Origin of the sequence: Tersicoccus solisilvae (assembly GCF_014643255.1) — a bacterium.
Lineage (GTDB): Bacteria > Actinomycetota > Actinomycetes > Actinomycetales > Micrococcaceae > Tersicoccus > Tersicoccus solisilvae.
In genome coordinates this window covers 1-18,065 of record NZ_BMJI01000027.1, presented here as the reverse complement: position 1 = coordinate 18,065, position 18,065 = coordinate 1, and the positions used below count along the sequence as shown (strand labels likewise).

Here is an 18,065-nt window from a genome sequence, read left to right as displayed (position 1 = left end):
GAGCAGCCCTGTCCGCTGCGGGTGAAGCCTCCGGTCGGAGCTCCGACACCGCCGCCGTCGGCGGCGCCGTCCCGCCTCCCCCTAGGATGGGAGAGCGAGCCGGGCGTGACCGGCACCCACCCCAGCACCCACCCCAGCACCCACCCCAGCACCCGACGAAGGACCGCCGCATGAGCCTGACCGCGACCGCCACCATCGATGCCCCGGTCGAGACCGTCGTGGCCGCCTTCGCCGACCGGGGGTTCCAGGAGTACGCCGGCAACGCCGCCGGCGGCAGCCTCGAGGACTTCCGGCTCGACGGCGAGAGCGCGGGCGCGTTCACGGTCGTCATCACCCGCGCGGTGTCCGAGGAGAAGATCCCCGACATCGCCCGGACGATGGTCCGCGGCCGGCTGCTGCTCACCCAGGAAGAGCGGTGGCAGGCCCCGGCCGCGGACGGCCGCCGCACCGCCGACGTGGCGATCGGCTTCGGCAGCCTGCCGCTGCGGGTGAGCGGGACCGAGACCCTCGCGCCCGCCGGCGAGAACACGACCACGCTGACCATCACCGGCGAGGTCACCTCGTCGATCCCGTTCCTCGGCGGCCGCATCGCCGCGCTGGCGCAGCCGGCCATCGCGAAGGCCGTGCAGCTGCAGGCCGACGCCGTCGCCCGCTGGCTCCGGGAGCACTGAGCATGTCGTTGCCCACCCCGCTGGCCGTCATCCTCATCATCGCCGGGCTGTGGTCGTTGGTCACCTGGGGCTTCACGGGATTCCGCGCCCTGCGCGCGGTCCGGACGACGCCGGCTCGGACGGCCCCGGCCGACGACGAGACCGGGACGGCGACAGCCGCCCGCCCGGCCGCCCCCGCGTCGGCGTCGTCCCTGCTCGTCGTCGCGATCTCGATGACGCTCGGCCTGGCCACCCTGGTGATCGGCTTCCGCTCCCTCGGTTGATCCCGCCGGCACCGACGCGCCCGGCACCGACCCGGCACGGAGCCACGGGGCCGGCCACCGCACTCCCGGGGGTCCCCGTCGCCCACCCCCCGGGGACCGGGTAGACTCGACCGCTGGTGTGCCGGGAAGTCTGGTCGGCGTCGTCCTGTCCTGCGCGCCGAACCGGCGCACGACCGTCGGAGCCGCCCGTGAGCCGCACGCCCGCCACCCCCACCACCCTCCGCACGATCCTCGGTCGCGGCAGCCGCCGCGAGGACCGCCGGATCGGTGAGATCCTCCGCCGGGAGACCGTCGGCGGGATGCTGCTGCTGGTCGCCACCGCGCTCGCCCTGCTGTGGGCCAACTCCCCGTGGGCCGCCGGCTACACGACGCTGCGGGACGCCCATCTGTCCCTCGAGGCCCTGCACCTGGATCTGACCGTGGGCGAGTGGGCCGCGGACGGGCTGCTCGCGATCTTCTTCTTCCTCGTCGGTCTCGAACTGAAGAAGGAGTTCGTCGTCGGGGACCTGCGGGACGTGTCGAGGGCGGTCGTGCCGGTCGCGGCGGCGTTCGGCGGCGTCGCCGTGCCGGCCCTGATCTACGTGCTCGTCAACGCCTCCGCCGGCCCCGAGGCGCTGCGCGGCTGGGCGATCCCGACGGCCACCGACATCGCCTTCGCCCTGGCCGTGCTCGCCGTCATCGGCTCGCACCTGCCGTCGGCGCTGCGCACCTTCCTGCTCACGCTCGCCGTCGTCGACGATCTGATCGCCATCGTCATCATCGCGCTCGTCTACACCGACGACCTGCAGCCGGGCTACCTGCTCGCCTCCATCGTCCCGCTCGCGCTGTTCGCGGTGATCGCGCAGCGGCGCGAACGGCTGTTTCGGCACCGGCCCGGCGCCGCCGTCCTGCTCCTGCTGCCGCTGGCGCTGGTCACGTGGTTCTGCGTTCACGCGTCCGGGGTGCACGCCACCATCGCCGGTGTCCTGCTCGGCCTGACCGTGCCGGTCCGGGTCCGCACCCGCACGCCGGAGACCCATGGTGCTCCCCGGACTGCCGTCCAGGAGGGCCTGGCCGAGACCTTCGAGCACCGGCTCCGTCCCCTCTCCACCGTCGTGGCCGTCCCGCTGTTCGCGTTCTTCTCCGCCGGGGTGGCCCTCGGCGGGTGGGAGGGCATCCGCGCCACGGCAGCGGACCCGGTGGCGGTCGGCATCACCGTGGGCCTGGTCGCCGGCAAGACCGTCGGCATCCTCGGGACCACCGCCCTGCTCACGCGCACCACCCGCGCTCGCCTCGACCCGTCGGTCGGCTGGGCGGACCTGACCGGCATCGCCGTCCTCGGCGGGATCGGGTTCACCGTCTCGCTGCTGGTCGCCGAGCTGAGCTTCGCCACGGCCAGCCCGCACCACGACCATGCGAAGGTCGCCATCCTCACCGGTTCGCTGATCGCCGCGGTCCTCGCCGCGGTGATCCTGCGGGTCCGCAATCGGCACCATCGCCGCCGCGCCGTCCACCGGGTCGGTTGAGCGGGACGGCCGGGCACGACGCGGGCCGCCGGACGGGGACGCGTGACTATCCTGAAGCGCATGAGCCGACCCCACCGGGCAGGAACGCCGCGGCGGGCGGTGCGCCTCGCTGTGGCCGCCGTGCTCGCGATCGGCTACGCCGTGCTGGTCCTCGTCCTCACCCTGCGGCCCGGGCGGACGGACCCCGGCGTCGACGACACGCTGCAGGTCATCGCGGCGCGACTGCGTGACGCCGGCCTGGCCTGGGCGGACTACGCCGCCGTGGAGTGGGCCGCCAACGTCGTCCTCTTCGTCCCCGCCGGCCTGCTGCTGGCACTCCTGCTGCCCGGCCGCGCCCGGTGGTGGGCGGTGGTGCTCGGCACGGCCGCGTCCGTCGCGATCGAGACGGCGCAGGCGGTGTTCCTGCCGGGTCGGGTCGCGTCGGTCGCCGACGTGGCCGCGAACACGCTCGGCACGACCATCGGCGTGGCGATCGCCGCCTTCGCCGTCGGGCTGCTGGCACGACGCCGGTCGGCGCTCGACCCCGTGGGCTGACGGGGATCCACCCCCCGAACCCCACGCACCGAGCCGTTCATCCGTCCGTCGCCGCGGGTTCGGCGTCCGTTCCGGCAGGCCAGCGGAACCGCCCTAAGCTGGCCGCGGCAGGTCGGACGGCGGAAGGCGTGGTGGCGTGAGGATCTCGGTGATCGGGTGCGGCTATCTCGGGGCGGTGCATGCGGCGTGCATGGCCGGCCTCGGCCATGACGTGGTGGGCGTGGACGTCGACGAGGGCAAGGTCGCCGCCCTGCAGTCCGCGGCGGCGCCGTTCTACGAACCGGGCCTGAACGAGTTGCTCGCCGACATCCAGGCCGGCGGAACCTCCGGCGGCGCCACGTCCGGCAGCCTGCGCTTCACCACCGACCTCGGCCAGATCGCGGGGGCTCGCGCGCACTTCGTCTGCGTCGGCACCCCGCAGCGACGCGGCGAGAACGCCGCGGATCTGCGCTACGTCGACGCCGCCTTCGCCTCCGCCGCCGCGCACCTGGCGCCCGGCGATCTGATCATCGGCAAGTCGACGGTGCCGGTCGGCACCGCGCGGCGCCTGGCCGAGGACCTGCACCGCACCGCGCCGGAGGCGCGCCTGGTGTGGAACCCGGAGTTCCTGCGGGAGGGCCACGCCGTCACCGACACCCTCCACCCGGACCGCCTCGTGTACGGGATCCCCGACGACCCCGACCGGGACGCCACCGCGGCCGTTCTCGACGAGATCTACGCCGCACCGCTGGCCGGCGGCTCCGCCCGGCTGATCACCGACTACCCGACCGCCGAGCTGGTCAAGACGGCCGCCAACTCGTTCCTGGCCACGAAGATCTCCTTCATCAACGCGATGGCGGAGCTGTGCGAGGCCGCGGGAGCCGACGTCACCGAGCTGGCCGACGCCATCGGCCTCGACGACCGGATCGGCCGGAAGTTCCTCAACGCCGGGCTCGGCTTCGGCGGCGGCTGCCTGCCCAAGGACATCCGCGCGTTCATGGCGCGGGCCGGGGAGCTGGGCGCGGACCAGGCCCTGACGTTCCTGCGGGAGGTCGACGCGATCAACATGCGCCGCCGGATCCGGATGGTCGAGCTGGCCCGCGAGGTGTGCGACGGCTCGTTCCTGGGCCAGAAGATCGCCGTGCTCGGCGCCGCGTTCAAACCCGAGAGCGACGACGTGCGGGACTCCCCCGCCCTCAACGTCGCCGCGCAGATCCAGCTGCAGGGCGGCAACGTCGTCGTCACCGACCCGAAGGCGCTGGCCAACGCCGAGCACCGGTTCCCGGACCTGCAGTACGAGGAGGACCTGGAGACGGCCCTGACCGGCGCGGACGCCGTGCTGCTGCTGACCGAGTGGACGCAGTTCACCGGGCTGGACCCGGAGGCGACCGGGGCGCTGGTGCGCACCCGTCGCATCCTCGACGGACGCAACGTGCTCACCCCGGCGACCTGGCGCGCCGCCGGCTGGACCTACCGGGCGCTCGGCCGCCCCTGACGCGGCGGGGCGGCCACCCCGTCCGCTACGGCGAGCAGGGCCCGCCGGAACTGCCGCGGAGAGAAGGCGGCCACCGCGTGCTCGCGGGCGGACCGCGCCCGCTCGAGCGCGGCCGGCCACGCGTCGACCAGCTCCCGGATGCGGGCCGCCAGGTCCTCGGCGTCGCCGGGCGCGGCGAGTGAGCCCCAGCGGCCGTCGTCGACGGTCTCCACCAGCCCCTGGGTGGCGCTGACGATTACCGGCCGCAGCGCCAGCTGCGCCTCGATCGCTGTGTTGCCGAACGGCTCGACCCGGGACGGGACGAGCGCGATGTCGGCCCCGGCGAGCGCTTCCGAGGGATCGGGGACGAATCCGGTGAAGGTGACGACCGCGTCCAGGCCCCGCCGGTGCACCTGGTCGCGCAGCTGCTGCTCGAACCACTCGTAGCCGGGGAACACGGCCCCGACCAGGGTCAGGGTCGCCGGCACGCCCTGCTCCCGCAGGCGGGCGAGCGCGTCGACGGCGACGTCGGTGCCCTTGCGTGGGGAGAGCCGGCCGACCACCACCAGGCGGACCTCGCCGTCCAGCCGTTCCCGCGGCGGTGCGGGGTGCTCCGGCCCGGCCACGCCGTTGTGCACGAGGTCGGTGCGCCGTCCCAGCGCGGGGATCGCCGCGGCGAGGACGGCGCCCGTCGCCTTCGAGTTGACCACCACGCGGTGGGCGGCCAGCAGCGGGGCGGCGAGGCCCACGGCCACGGTGCGGGGCACCTCCGACTCCGCCTCGTGCACGTGGGCGAGCACCCGGCGCCCGGCCACCCGCCCGGCGAGCAGCCACCCTGGGATGGTGAGGGTGTTGACGTAGACGAGGTCGGGGTCGGACGAGGCGATCAGCCGCAGCGTGGGCAGCACCGACCGGGCGCTCTGCACGGCCAGGCGCACGAGCCCCGCCGGCCGCAGGAATGCCTTCCGCAGCACGACCATCGGCGCCCAGGCGATGCGGCAGCGGTAGACGGCGAGCTCCGCCACCAGCGGACCGTCGCCCGGCAGCACGACGTCGACGTCCCAACCGGCCGCGTCGAACGCGGCGACCGACTCGAGCAGCATCCGGTCCGAGCCGTAGAGGTCCGGGGACGGGTGCACGACGAGCACCCGTCGCGGCCGCGAGCGGCGCTCCTCCGGCCGCTCAGTCAACGCGGATGTCCCGGAAGTCCACCGGGACGGTGCCCGAGTAGTTCTTGAACAGCGAGAGGTAGTCGCCGCGGTAGGTCTCGTCCCGTGCCCCGGCCGACCACGCGTCGTCGCCGAGCCGGCGGAACACGACGGTGGTCCGCGTGACCTGGATGACGAACGACACCCACTCCCCCGGCTTCGGTGCCGGGCTGCGGAAGTCGCCGAGCAGCTCCCCCGACCGGACACCGGCGGCGCGGCGGTAGAGACCGCCCTCCCCGTTGGCCCGGAACAGCACGTGGTATCCCGACGCCGCGGACACCTCGAGGGGCCGGTACGGTTCGTCCGTGTCCTGGCCGAACGCGACGCCGGCGTGATCGCGGGCGGCCGGCTTCGTCGTGGGCCACCGCAGCTGGAAGTGGATCGAGTAGATCGGCTGGTCGTCCAGGGCCATGGATCCGAGCACGTAGCTCGACGGCGCCTTCTGGGCGAACCGGCACGCGCGGTCCCGCGGCAGCAGCTGCGGCTGGGTGGCCCAGTCCCCGCCGACCTCCTGGGGGAGGTCACCGGCGGTGCGCAGCCCGGTGGCGAACGCGTCCTGGGTGGCCGGCGGGAGGGCCCGCGCGACGTATGGGTAGTTGGAGCACATCAGCCCCTGCACGCCCAGCTTCTGCAGGCGTTCGCGTTCGCTCCGGCGGTGCACCTCCCAGGCGATGACGGGCTTGCCGGTGGCGACCGCCCGCTGGAACGCCCGGTCGTCGGCCTGGACGATCATGCCGATCAGGTCGAACCGGCCCTGATACTGGTCGAACACGTCCAGTTCGTCCGTCGTGAAGTACCCCCAGCTGCGCAGCCCTCGCTTGGTCGCCTGCGCGAGGTTGGGGGCACCGGCGTGCTGTTTCCACACCACGTGGTCGCGGGCGTTCGGATGGGAGAAGATCAGGTCGAGCACCCGCTGGGGGTTCTTGCCGCTCTTGTCCTCCACGAACAGGACGTGCGAGTCGATGAAGGCGTCGAGGACGTCCGCCAGCCGCGGGATCGGCTGGAGGGCGGCCGCCGGCCCGAGCCAGGCCCGGGCGTTGTTGGGCAGGGTCGACAACTCCGCCCACGTGGTCGTCGCGATGTCCAGATCGGTGCCGGTCATCCGCTTCGTGTTGCCGTCGTGGTGGCAGACGAGCACGCCGTCCTTGGTCGCGTGGACGGAGATCTCCAGCGCCATCGCGCCGGCGTCCACCGCGTGCCGGTACGCGTCCATGGTGTGCTCGGTCCAGGTGTCGCCGCTGCCGCGGTGGGCGATCAGGAAGGGCGACTGCTCCAGCAGCCGATCGACCGTGTAGGGCGCAGCCACGGTGCTCGTCGCCGGCGTCGCCCGCGGGGTCGGCGAGCTGCACGCCCCGAGGAGCAGTACCGCACCCATGGAGCCGAGCAGCATCCGGCGGGAGGGCCCGCCCGGTGACGCGCCGATCGGAGCGCTCACGGGGTCACCTCTGGTCCAGCAGGTTGAGCAGGTACCGTCCGTACCCGCTCTTGACCAGCGGTTCGGCGCGTTCGCGCAGGCCGTCGTCGTCGATGAAGCCGCGCCGCCAGGCGATCTCCTCGGGGCAGCCGATGGACAGCCCCTGCCGCTTCTGCACCGTGCGGATGAAGTCGGAGGCGTCCAGCAGCGAGTCGAACGTCCCGGTGTCCAGCCAGGCTGTGCCGCGCGGCAGGATCTCCACCTGCAGCTTGCCGGCGCGCAGGTAGGCGAGGTTGACGTCGGTGATCTCGAGCTCGCCGCGGGGCGAGGGCGTCAGCTGCCGCGCGATCTCGATGACGTCGTTGTCGTAGAAGTACAGGCCGGGCACCGCGTAGTTGCTCTTCGGTGCGGCCGGCTTCTCCTCGAGGGAGACCGCGCGGCCGTCGCCGTCGAACTCGATGACGCCGTACGCGCCCGGGTCGGCCACCCAGTAGCCGAAGACGGCGGCGCCGTCGACGTCGGCGAACCGGCGCAGCTGTTGGCCCATCCGGGGGCCGTAGAAGATGTTGTCCCCGAGCACGAGGGCCACCGTGTCGGAGCCGATGTGGTCCGCCCCGAGCACGAAGGCCTGCGCCAGCCCGTCCGGGCTCGGCTGCGTCACGTACGTGAAGTTCACCCCGAACCGGGAGCCGTCGCCGAGGAGGCGGTGGAACTGCTCCGCGTCGTGCGGGGTGGTGATGACGAGGATGTCCTGGATGCCCGCCAGCATCAGCGTCGAGAGCGGGTAGTACACCATCGGCTTGTCGTAGACGGGTACCAGTTGTTTGGACGTGCCGAGCGTGATGGGGTGCAGCCGCGACCCCGTGCCTCCGGCGAGAAGAATCCCCCGCATGCGTCATTTCCCCCTGTTCGGATGGGCGCTCGACCCGATCGACCCGCCGTCCCCACGGCGGTCTGCGCCCATTGATCGCCAACTCTACTAAGTTATGGACCATGCGCCAGCTGCTGGTGACGGGGGGTGCCGGGTTCATCGGCTCCAACTTCGTCCGTCACGTCCTCGCCCACACCGACAACGTCGTCACCGTGCTCGACAGTTTCACCTACGCCGCGAGTGAGGACGCGCTGACGGACCTGGATCCGGCGCGGGTCACGGTGGTCAGGGGGGACATCGCCGACGCGGCCACGGTCGACCCGCTCGTGCGGCGGCACGACGCGGTGGTGCACTTCGCCGCGGAGACGCACAACGACAACTCGTTGGCCTCCCCGGCCCCGTTCGTGCAGACGAACGTGATCGGCACGTTCACGTTGCTCGAGGCCGTGCGCCGCCACGACGTGCGGTTCCACCACATCTCCACGGACGAGGTGTTCGGTGACCTCGAGCTGGAGGACCCGGCCCGGTTCACCGAGTCCACCCCCTACAACCCGTCGAGCCCCTACTCGTCGACGAAGGCGGGTTCGGACCTGCTGGTGCGGGCGTGGGTGCGCTCGTTCGGCGTCCGGGCGACGATCAGCAACTGCTCGAACAACTACGGGCCGTGGCAGCACGTGGAGAAGTTCATCCCCCGCCAGATCACCAATCTGCTGTCCGGCTCGCGGGCCCGGCTGTACGGCGACGGGCGACATGTGCGGGACTGGATCCACGCCGACGACCACTCCTCCGGGGTGCTCGCCGTCCTGGATCGCGGCACGATCGGCGAGACCTACCTGATCGGTGCGGACAACGAGCGCAGCAACCGCGACGTGCTGGCCATGATCCTGCGCCTGATGGGACGGGACGCGGACGACTACGACCACGTCACCGACCGCGCCGGGCACGACCGGCGATACGCGATCGACGCGACCCGGTTGCGGGAGGAACTCGGCTGGCGGCCCCGGTTCGGCGACTTCGAGGCCGGTCTCGCCGACACGATCGCCTGGTACCGGGCCCACGAGGGATTCTGGCGGCCCGTCAAGGAGGCCACCGAGGCGGCGTACGCGGCGAAGGGGCAGTGACGGTGAGTCCCGGCCCGCAGGTGGAGCAGACCGCGATCGACGGACTGCTCCTCGTGGCGTTGCCCGTTCACGCCGACGCTCGCGGCTGGTTCAAGGAGAACTGGCAGCGGGAGAAGATGGCGCCCCTGGGACTGGGTGACTTCACCCCGGTGCAGAACAACATCTCCTTCAACACCCGGCCCGGCACCACCCGCGGCATCCACGCCGAGCCGTGGGACAAGTTCGTGTCGGTGGCCAGCGGGCGGATCTTCGGGGCGTGGGTGGATCTGCGGGAGGGACCGGGCTTCGGCCGGGTGGTCACCGCGGAGGTGGGGCCGGAGACGGCCGTCTTCGTGCCGCGCGGTGTGGGCAACGCCTTCCAGACCCTGGAACCGGACACGGCCTACGCCTACCTGGTCAACGACCACTGGAGCGCCGCCGCGCAGGCCAGGTACACGTATCTCAACCTCGCCGACGAGACCGCGGGCATCGCGTGGCCGATCGACCTGGCCGACGCCGAGGTGTCGGCCGCGGACCGCAGCCATCCGCGGCTGGCCGACGTCGCCCCGATGGCCGGGCGTGGGACCATCGTGCTCGGCGCCGGCGGGCAGGTCGGCCGCGCCCTGCGCGCCGTGCTGCCGGCCGCGCGCTTCCTGGGCCGGGCGGACCTCGACCTCACCGACCCGGCCGCGATCGCGGCCCTGGACGTGGACGGCGTGGGCGCCATCGTCAACGCCGCCGCGTACACCGCCGTCGACGCGGCCGAGACGGAGGAGGGACGCCAGGCGGCGTGGGCGGTGAACGCGACCGCGGTCGCGGCCCTGGCCCGGCTCGCGGCCCGGCGCCAGCTCACGCTCGTGCAGATCTCCTCGGACTACGTGTTCGACGGCGCGGTGCCCGAGCACGACGAGGACGAACCGCTCAGCCCGCTGGGGGTGTATGGGCAGTCCAAGGCCGCCGGTGACCTGGCGGCGGCGACGGCCCCCCGCCACTACGTCGTCCGCACCAGCTGGGTGGTCGGGGACGGACCGAACTTCGTGCGCACCATGGCCTCGCTCGCCCGACGCGGGGTGCGACCGGAGGTCGTCGACGACCAGGTCGGCCGGCTCTCGTTCGCCGACGACATCGCTGCCGGCGTCGCGCACCTGCTCGGCACCGGCGCCCCGTACGGCACGTATCACCTGACGGGAACCGGCCCGGCGCGTTCCTGGGCGGAGATCGCCGCCGAGGTGTACCGGCTGTGCGGCGCCGATCCGGCGGCCGTCACCCCGGTCTCCACCGCGCACTACCTGGCGGGCCGGTCGGCCGCGCCGCGGCCGGTGCACAGCACGCTGGCCACCGCGCGGATGCAGGCCACCGGCTTCACGCCGCGCCCGATGGACGCCGGGCTCGCCGCGTACGTGGCGGCGCTGCCGGCCTGAACGGCCGCCGGGCGGGTGCCCGGGTCAGGCCTCGACGTCGCGGGCGACGACCGGCGCGGAGAGCAGGTCCAGCGCGGCTCGCAGCTTGGTGCTCGAGGTGTGCAGGGTGTACGGGAAGTAGACGACCTCGACCCCGACGGCGGCGAACTCCCGTTCCAGCAGCAGCCCCCGTTCGGTTCCCCGCCAGTCGTCGCCCTTGAAGAAGTGGGTGAACCGCAGCTCGCGCCACGTGTCCAGCTTGTCCGGGACCACCTCGGCGTGGACCTGGTCCACGTACCGGATGTGCTCGACAATCTCCAGCCGTTCCGCCAGCGGCACCACCGGCCGGCGGCCCTTGGTGAGCTCCAGCATCTCGTCCGAGACGACGCCGGCGATCAGGTGATCGCACCGGCTGCGCGCCTGGCGCAGGATGTTCAGGTGTCCCACGTGGAACAGGTCGAAAGCGCCCGCCGCGTAGCCCACACGCATGGCCATGGTTGTCCCCCTACCGACTCAGTGCCCGCGCAGCCCCCACGCCGCGAACCGGTGGCCGCCGTGGCTCCCGGCGGCTCGTCCCTGCGCGCCATTGTGCCACCGATCGGCCGGCGGCGTCACGGACGGGGATCGGGTGCCCGTCTCCCGGTCCCGCCGTCGTCCGTGTCCCCCGGCACGTGCGCCGCGGACCACGTGCGCAGGACGGTCACCGTCCGGGCCGCGGCGTCCTCGATCTGACGCAGGCTGCGCCGGTGCGCCCACGCGTCGGCGAGGTGACCGTCCCGGACGTCCAGCAGCCCGGGGTCCGGCCGTCGTGTCCGCCGCAGCCAGCCGGGTCCGCCGGCGTCGGTGAGGTCCAGCCAGGGGCGCGCGTGGTCGAGTGACTCGAGCGCCGCGGCCAGGCTCGACGGCGAGTCCGCCTGCTCGTCCAGCCCGAACTGATCGACCAGGAGCACGAACTCGCGCAGCGTGAACGTGCGGCTGCGCGCCTCGGGCAGGACCTGCAGCACGGCCGTGCGATGCGCGCGCTCCGCGGTGAGGACGAGTTGCGCGGCCTCGATGCTTTCGAGGGTGAGGGGCCGCGCGGAGCCGTCGCTACTCGCGCCGGAGTGACCGCCCCCGAGCCGGCGGTCGACGAGCGCGCAACGGGCCGATCCGTCGGCGGCGTGGGTCCCGGCGCTGGAGACCGACCAGTCGGACGGCGCCTGGTCGCGCACGAGTTGCTCGGCGTAGCGGGAGCGGCACACGTTCGCGGAGCAGACGATCAGGAGGGCATTCATGGGTGACTCGTCCCGCCCCGGGGCGCCACCGCCACTGTGCGTGGAATCGACACCGACGCCTCCTCCTCCGGCCGTCCCCAGCGCTGGTCGGCTGGCGTGATGTCGCCGTGATCGTCGTCGATTTCCGCCGGGACGACCCAGAGCCGACGCTTGACGCTACTCTATACACGGGGATATGGGTGATAAGGGGGGTGATTCCTTGTGGAATCCAGCGATGTGACACGTCTGATCAAACGGTACTGGGTGCCGGTCGTCCTGCTGATGCTGCTGGGTGGTTTCGTGGCGGGGTTGATGGCGATGGCGACGCCGGACTCGTTCCGCGCCACGAGCAAGCTGTTCGTCTCGACCCAGCGCGGCCAGTCGGTGCAGGAACTGGTGCAGGGGTCCACCTTCTCCCAGGACCAGGTGCTGTCCTACGCGGAGCTGGCAACGGCGCCGGTGGTGCTCGACCCGGTTCGCGCCCAGCTCGGCCTGGACAGCTCCGCCGCGGCGCTCGGCCGGCAGATCGAGGTCAACGTGCCGTTGAACACCGTCGTGATCGAGGTGTCCGCGGTCAGTGGCACCGCCGACCAGGCGGCCCGCCTGTCGAACGCGGTGAGCGATTCCCTCGCGCGGGAGGTCGAGCGGTTGGCCCCGCTGGGCCCCAAGAACGAGGCCTCCGTGGTGCTGAACAAGATCTCGCCGGCGGAGGCGCCACGGTCGCCGTTCGCCCCGGACAGCCGCCTCTACGTCCTGATCGGCATGGCGCTGGGCGCCGGGCTCGCCCTGCTGTACGCGGTGGCGCGGGAGGTCCTGGACACCCGGATCCAGCACGACGCCGACATCGCGCGGGTGGCGGACACCCCGGTGCTCGCGAACCTGGCGCGACTGTCGACGCGGCGGGCCGTGTCGTCCGTGATGCTCACCGACCCGCAGTCCAGCGCGGCCGAGTCGTACCGCCTGCTGCGCACCAACCTGGAGTTCATGGAGGTCGACGGCAGTCTGCGGACGCTGGTCGTCACGTCGCCGTCCGCCGGGGAGGGCAAGACCACCACCGCCCTCGGTCTGGCCCTCGCCATCGCCGAATCGGGGGTGAGCGTGCTGCTGGTCGACGCCGACCTCCGGCGCCCCGGTCTGGCCGGCCGGTTGCAGATCGACGCGGGCCGGGGCCTGTCCAGCATGCTGATCGGTCAGGCCACGCTGGACCAGGCCGTCGTCCACCTCGGCAAGATCGACGTCCTCCCCGCGGGTCCGGTGCCCCCGAACCCGAACCAGCTGCTCAACTCGGCCGCGGCCGAGAGCCTCATCGCCGAGCTGGGAGCACGGTACGACATCGTCGTGATGGACACGGCGCCCCTGCTGCCGGTGACGGACACCCTGCCGCTGTCCAAGCTCGCCGACGGCACGATCGTCGTGATCCGCAGCGGCCACACTCGCCGGCCGCAGCTGCGGTCGGCGCTCGAGTCTCTCAACACCATCCACGCCCGCGTGCTCGGTGTCGCCCTGAACCGGGTGCGCGTGCGCAAGCGCGGCGCGTACTACGTGCAGGACACCGGCACTCCCCGCCGGCGTCCGGCGACCGAGGTCGGTCCGCAGCAGCAGCGCCACCGGGCCACGCCGCCCGCGGTGGTGGCCAGCGGCAGCACCGCCGCACGCCGGTGACGGACGTCGGCACCGGCGAGCGGTCCGCACCGCGCCTGGCCGTCGTCGTCGTCAACTACGGGTCCTCCGCCCTCCTGGACCGCAACCTGCGCGTGGTCGCCGACCAGTGCCCGGACGCGGTCGTCGTGGTCGTCGACAACCCGACGACGCAACGCGAGCGCGACGCGGTGCGCGGCCTGGTCGACCGGCAGGGCTGGGTGGGCGTCTACCCCGAGACGAATCTCGGGTTCGGCTCGGGGATGAACGTCGGCGTGGCGGCGGCGCGTGCCGCGGGCGCCACCGAGTTCCTGCTGCTCAACCCCGACGCGACCATCCGGGGGGCGGACGTCGAGCTGCTCCGAGCCGCCGTGCACCGCCGGCCGATGCTGCTGGTCTCCCCGCTCGTGCGGCGGCCCGACGGCACGACCTGGTTCGCGGGCTCCGACCTCTACCTGCGCAGCGGGCTGATGCGCTCCCGCCGTCGCCGCCGCACCGACCGCGGACCGGTCCGGGAGTGGCTCTCGGGTGCGTGCCTGCTGATCGGTGCGTCGCTGTGGGACGCGGTCGGCGGCTTCCGTGACGACTACTTCCTGTACTGGGAGGACGTCGACCTCTCCCACCGCGTGGTCGCGGCCGGTGGCGCGCTCGCCGTCGTCGAGGCCGCGGAGGCGCTGCACGACGAGGGCGGCACGCACCGCGACGACGGTCAGGTCGGCAAGTCGGCGACCTACTACTACTGGAACGCGCTGAACCGGCTGCGGTACGCGACCGACCACCTCTCCCCCGGCGCCCGGCTGCGCTGGCTCGCCCTCGCGCCGTGGGCCGCTCGGGACCTCCTCCTGCAGGGTGGCCGCCGGCAGCTGCTGCGACCACGGACCCCGGTCTCGGCGGTGGTGCGGGGCACCGTCGCCGGTGCCGCGCTCGTGCTCCGTTCGCTGGTGCCGTCGCGCCCGGCCCGTGGCGTCGCCGGACCCGGTGCGGCCGCCCCGGCTGCCGGCGCGGCCGAGGCGCCCGTCACCGAGCCGGTGGACTGACCGATGGATCGGCGTCCGTCGTGACGGTCACGCTGTCGGTGGTCGCCCGCGGCTGCTCCCTGGCCATCGCGCTGGTCTGCGGGGTGCTGACCGCCCGCGTCATCCTCGGTGACGCGGGTGTCGAGTACTACGCCCTCTACACGCTGATCACGGCTCTGCCCAGTCTCATCTCCTTCAGCGACCTCGGCGCCGGCGCGGTGGTGGTCAACGCGACCGCGACGAGCGACGACGTCCGCCACGACGGGGACGTGCGGATCCTGGTCACGTCGGTCGGCCGAATCATGCTCTGCTTCGCGGCCGTGGGCCTGCTGGTCGACGTCGGGCTGCTGGTCTCGGGTGCCTGGGGGTCGATCCTCGGGGACGCCGGGCGCATCCCCGGGGCGCCCGAGTGCGCGTTCCTCGCGCTGTGCATCTTCTGCGCGTACATCCCGCTGGGCATCTGGCAGCGCATCCTGCTCGGCCTGGGGAAGAACCACGTCATCATCCTGGTGCAGCTGTTCCAGGGGCCGATCAACCTGGCGCTGGTCTGGTGCGTGGTGAGCTTCGCCGGGCGCCCCGGATACCCGTTCGTGGCCCTGTCCTCGATGGTCGCCGCCCTGCTCATCGCGGTCGCGGGTTTCACGCTGGTGTGGCGGCGGACGAGCCCCCTGCTGCGGTTCACCGTGCGGGACGTGTTCCGGTTCCGGTCCGTGCCGGGCGTGCGCGTGATGGACGTCGGCTGGCCGATGCTGGCGCAGCTGCTCGCGACCCCGCTGTCGATGACGATGCAGCGGTACATCCTCGCCCAGTACGCGCCGGTGAACGAGGTGGCCGTGTACGCCGCCGCCGGACAGGTGTTCTTCGCCCTGTCCGGCCTCGTCAGCGCCGGCGGCATGGCCCTGTGGCCCGCCTTCGCCCGCGCACGCCACCGGGGTGAGGCGGTCCGCGGCCCCTACGGCCTGGCCCTGGTGTTCGCGACGGTCACGGCGGTCATCTGCGCCGTCATCATCGTCGTCTCCCCCTGGCTGTTCTCCTTCATCACCAACGGCCGGCTGACCATCCCGCTGCCCGTGCTGCTCTGGTTCTCGGCCATGATCGTCGCGCAGGCCGCCCTCTATCCCCTCGGCATGTTCATCATGGACCGGCCCGGGATCCGGTTCCAGGTGGCCCCCGTGCTGCTGATGGCGGCGTCCACCGTCGTGCTCGCCCTCGTCCTCACCCCGCTGTGGGGCGTGACCGGCCCGTTGGCGGCCAACACGACCGCCGTGGTGGTGTTCCAGGTCGTGCCGTTCGCGCTCTACATCCACCGGCACCGGGACCGGCTCCTGGTCCGGCCGGCGGCCGAGCGGGATCAGCCGGACCCGGTGAAGGAGCCCCGATGACGTCGACGGCGCCCGAGCGCTCCCCCGTGGCCCCGGTTCCGCTGCGCCCCGAACGACGGCTCGCCTGGGTGGGGCAGGTGGCGGCCGCCGTGGCGTGTGTCGCGGTCGGCGGCAGGTTCCCGTTCATGGCCGGCCTGACCGTTCCCCTCCTGCTCGCCGTGCTGCTGGCACCGGCGTGGATCCCCGCCGTCCGCCGGTTCCGGACCGGGACGCTGATCTGGGTGAGCGGCCTCGTCGTCGTCGCCAGCGGCGTGGTGACCACGCAGCTGATGTCCGCCGATCACCGCGTGGACGAGCGTCTGCTCTGGAACAACAGTCTGCTGCTGGTCGGCCTGGTCACCGGGGTGGGAATGCTCGTGTGGTCCCGAACCGTCATCGGGGACCGGGCGACCTGCCTGTGGTACGCGGTCGGCCTGGTGCTCTCGATCGGTTTCCGGGGGGTCGACCCGGACAACCCGTGGAAGTTCACCTTCTCGGTGCCGACCGTCGTCCTCGTCCTCGCACTGACCGCCTACCTGCGGGGCCGCGTGGTGCAGCTGATCGCGCTCGCGCTGCTGGCCGTCGTGTCCGCCCTGAACGATTCCCGGTCGGCGGCCTCGATCATCCTCATCGCCGCCACCCTGGTCAGCTGGCAGATGCTGCAGCGGATGCTCCGCGTGCGGTCGACGACGACGCGCACCCTGGCGCTCTTCCTCGTCGTGGCCATCACCGGGTACTTCGCGATGCAGGCGTTCATCCTGGAGGGTTTCCTCGGTGAGGCGTCGCAGGCGCGCAGCCAGGCGCAGATCGAACGCTCCGGTTCCGTACTGACCGGCGGACGCCCGGAGATCGGGGCGTCGATCGCCCTGCTGGAGCGCAGCCCGTGGGGCTACGGTTCCGGCACCCTGGTCAACAGCGGGGACCTGCAGGCCGCCAAGGCGGGGATGCACAGTCTGAACTACGACCCGAACAACGGGTACGTCGAGCGGTACATGTTCGGTGCCGGCTACGAGGTGCACTCCCTTCTCGGCGACTTCTGGACCCGGTTCGGCATCCTCGGCGCCGTGTTCATCGTCGTGCTGGCGGTCGTGGTGCTGGTGGGTGCGGCCAAGCTGGTCGCCGAGCACCGGGCCAACCCTCTCGTCCTCTACCTGGCGCTGCAGGCCGTGTGGGACACCCTGTTCAGTCCGTTCTTCTTCACCAGCATCGCGGTCATGATGATCGCCGTCGCGATGACGCTGCACCGGCGCTCCGACCGCCGGGCCGCGACCCACCCCGCCGATACGCCTGCGACCGCACCGCCCTCGGCCGATCTGACCCGCTGAGTCGCCCATACCGACGCCTTGACCGGGCCGCCGGGACCTGCCGGGAGCGGTGCGGACCTGCCGGAAGGCGTCGACCGGCCGGGAGCGGTCGGTGTGGACCTGCCGGGAGGCGTCGACCGGCCGGGAGAGCCCGCACCGGACCGCGCGAGCGGCGCCCGACGGCCGGGACCGCCCCGGTCGCCGCACGACGACGGGAGCTCGCACCTGCTGCCGGGCACGGCTGCCGGGCACGGCGAAGGGGCCGGCGACCGCTCTCGCGGCCGCCGGCCCCTCTCGTTCGTCCGTGCCCTACCGCACCGTCGGTGTCACCGGGTCACGATGTAGGTGAGCAGCCGGGTCGCGGCGGTGTCCGTCGTGGACGCCGTCGAGAGGTACTGCGTCAGCCCGATCGTGCCGGCCTGCTGCAGGGTGGCGGTGCTGTCGGTCCCCGAGACCTGCCAGGTGGCGGGCTCGGTGGTGCCGCTGCGCCACGCCTTCGCGCTGACCGTCGTCGGCGAGGTGCCGGTGACGCGGAGTTTGATCGTCAGCCGGTCCCCGGGGGCGTAGACAACGCCGGGAAGCACAAAGGAGTTGGCCAGTGCCGTCTCGCCGCGCAGCACGTACAACCGGACCACGCCGTTGGCCTCGAACTTCAGCCGGGCGGAGTACAGGTCGGTGCTGACCTGGCGGCCGATGAGCGTCCAGGAGAACCCGGCGCCCGTGCGGTCCGCCGACATCTCCGCGGTGATCTCGGCGCTGGTGGTCGAGACCGACTGCAGCCGGGACGTCCGGGTGTCGCCCTTCTTCAGCGACACCTGCCCGGCGCTGCCGGCGACGGAGAACGCCGCGTTGCCGCCCTGGAGCGTCCACGGACCCCCGAGGGTCGCGGTGCCCCACCCGCCGGTGACGGTGCGGTCGAACAGGTCCTGGGCGATGGTCTCCGCCGCCGGGGCCGTCACCGACACCTGCTTCGTCACGCTGTCCGTGCCACCCCGGTTGTCCGTCACCGTCAGCTTCACCGTGTAGGTCCCCGCCGACGCGTACGGGTGGCTCGCCGTCGCACCCGACGCCGTC

The 18,065-nt window shown here is 72.8% G+C and carries 17 protein-coding genes; 11 read left to right on the top strand and 6 right to left on the bottom strand.

Features of this window, described 5'->3' with window-relative positions:
- The first annotated feature begins 170 nt into the window (after positions 1–170).
- The 5 genes from IEX22_RS14390 (at position 171) to IEX22_RS14370 (ending at position 4,447) form a co-directional block, all read left to right on the top strand.
- Positions 171–671 (top strand): DUF2505 domain-containing protein, encoded by a 501-nt coding sequence (locus IEX22_RS14390; RefSeq protein ID WP_188669095.1) that lies wholly within the window; start codon positions 171–173, stop codon positions 669–671.
- A gap of 2 nt (positions 672–673) precedes the next feature.
- On the top strand, positions 674–934 hold the full coding sequence (locus IEX22_RS14385) for a hypothetical protein (protein ID WP_188669094.1): 261 nt from the start codon (positions 674–676) through the stop codon (positions 932–934).
- Between the two features lie 188 nt (positions 935–1,122).
- Positions 1,123–2,439, top strand: a complete 1,317-nt coding sequence (gene nhaA, locus IEX22_RS14380; RefSeq protein WP_188669093.1) for a Na+/H+ antiporter NhaA — start codon at positions 1,123–1,125, stop codon at positions 2,437–2,439.
- Positions 2,440–2,499: 60 nt separating this feature from the next.
- Positions 2,500–2,973, top strand: a complete 474-nt coding sequence (locus tag IEX22_RS14375; protein WP_188669092.1) for a VanZ family protein — start codon at positions 2,500–2,502, stop codon at positions 2,971–2,973.
- A 136-nt stretch (positions 2,974–3,109) separates the two neighbouring features.
- Positions 3,110–4,447, top strand: coding sequence for a UDP-glucose dehydrogenase family protein (locus tag IEX22_RS14370; RefSeq protein WP_188669091.1), 1,338 nt, complete (start codon positions 3,110–3,112; stop codon positions 4,445–4,447).
- Here IEX22_RS14370 and IEX22_RS14365 read toward each other — a convergent pair.
- From IEX22_RS14365 to rfbA, 3 genes are read right to left on the bottom strand one after another with little or no spacing between them, the layout of a single operon-like run.
- Positions 4,423–5,616: a glycosyltransferase family 4 protein gene (locus IEX22_RS14365; protein ID WP_229660071.1), complete on the bottom strand. Its 1,194-nt coding sequence runs from the start codon at positions 5,614–5,616 to the stop codon at positions 4,423–4,425. The genes IEX22_RS14370 and IEX22_RS14365 overlap by 25 nt on opposite strands.
- Positions 5,609–7,069, bottom strand: coding sequence for a glycerophosphodiester phosphodiesterase (locus IEX22_RS14360; RefSeq protein ID WP_188669090.1), 1,461 nt, complete (start codon positions 7,067–7,069; stop codon positions 5,609–5,611). Before IEX22_RS14360 ends, IEX22_RS14365 begins: the two co-directional genes overlap by 8 nt.
- A gap of 4 nt (positions 7,070–7,073) precedes the next feature.
- Positions 7,074–7,940, bottom strand: a complete 867-nt coding sequence (rfbA, locus tag IEX22_RS14355) for a glucose-1-phosphate thymidylyltransferase RfbA (RefSeq protein WP_188669089.1) — start codon at positions 7,938–7,940, stop codon at positions 7,074–7,076.
- A 101-nt stretch (positions 7,941–8,041) separates the two neighbouring features.
- Here rfbA and rfbB point away from each other — a divergent pair, with 101 nt between their 5' ends.
- Together rfbB and IEX22_RS14345 are read left to right on the top strand one after the other, a co-directional pair.
- On the top strand, positions 8,042–9,040 hold the full coding sequence (rfbB, locus tag IEX22_RS14350; protein WP_188669088.1) for a dTDP-glucose 4,6-dehydratase: 999 nt from the start codon (positions 8,042–8,044) through the stop codon (positions 9,038–9,040).
- Positions 9,041–9,042: 2 nt separating this feature from the next.
- Positions 9,043–10,440 (top strand): sugar nucleotide-binding protein, encoded by a 1,398-nt coding sequence (locus IEX22_RS14345; RefSeq protein WP_229660070.1) that lies wholly within the window; start codon positions 9,043–9,045, stop codon positions 10,438–10,440.
- A gap of 24 nt (positions 10,441–10,464) precedes the next feature.
- On the opposite strand, the gene IEX22_RS14340 is transcribed toward IEX22_RS14345, so the two are convergent.
- Together IEX22_RS14340 and IEX22_RS14335 are read right to left on the bottom strand one after the other, a co-directional pair.
- Positions 10,465–10,914: an FAD synthase family protein gene (locus tag IEX22_RS14340; RefSeq protein WP_188669087.1), complete on the bottom strand. Its 450-nt coding sequence runs from the start codon at positions 10,912–10,914 to the stop codon at positions 10,465–10,467.
- 116 nt (positions 10,915–11,030) lie between these two features.
- The gene (locus IEX22_RS14335; RefSeq protein WP_188669086.1) at positions 11,031–11,693 is read right to left on the bottom strand and encodes an arsenate reductase/protein-tyrosine-phosphatase family protein; all 663 of its coding nucleotides are present in this window, start codon (positions 11,691–11,693) and stop codon (positions 11,031–11,033) included.
- 216 nt (positions 11,694–11,909) lie between these two features.
- Here IEX22_RS14335 and IEX22_RS14330 point away from each other — a divergent pair, with 216 nt between their 5' ends.
- From IEX22_RS14330 to IEX22_RS14315, 4 genes are read left to right on the top strand one after another with little or no spacing between them, the layout of a single operon-like run.
- Positions 11,910–13,334 (top strand): tyrosine-protein kinase domain-containing protein, encoded by a 1,425-nt coding sequence (locus IEX22_RS14330; protein ID WP_188669085.1) that lies wholly within the window; start codon positions 11,910–11,912, stop codon positions 13,332–13,334.
- Positions 13,331–14,347 (top strand): glycosyltransferase family 2 protein, encoded by a 1,017-nt coding sequence (locus IEX22_RS14325; RefSeq protein ID WP_229660069.1) that lies wholly within the window; start codon positions 13,331–13,333, stop codon positions 14,345–14,347. Before IEX22_RS14330 ends, IEX22_RS14325 begins: the two co-directional genes overlap by 4 nt.
- 20 nt (positions 14,348–14,367) lie before the next feature.
- Positions 14,368–15,708, top strand: coding sequence for a lipopolysaccharide biosynthesis protein (locus tag IEX22_RS14320; protein ID WP_188669084.1), 1,341 nt, complete (start codon positions 14,368–14,370; stop codon positions 15,706–15,708).
- Complete coding sequence (locus IEX22_RS14315) at positions 15,705–17,012, top strand: hypothetical protein (protein WP_188669083.1); 1,308 nt, start codon at positions 15,705–15,707, stop codon at positions 17,010–17,012. The genes IEX22_RS14320 and IEX22_RS14315 overlap by 4 nt, the downstream gene beginning before the upstream one ends.
- 305 nt (positions 17,013–17,317) lie before the next feature.
- Here IEX22_RS14315 and IEX22_RS14310 read toward each other — a convergent pair.
- Positions 17,318–18,065 (bottom strand): PKD domain-containing protein (locus IEX22_RS14310; RefSeq protein WP_188669082.1); only part of this gene is annotated, 748 nt, incomplete at its 5' end.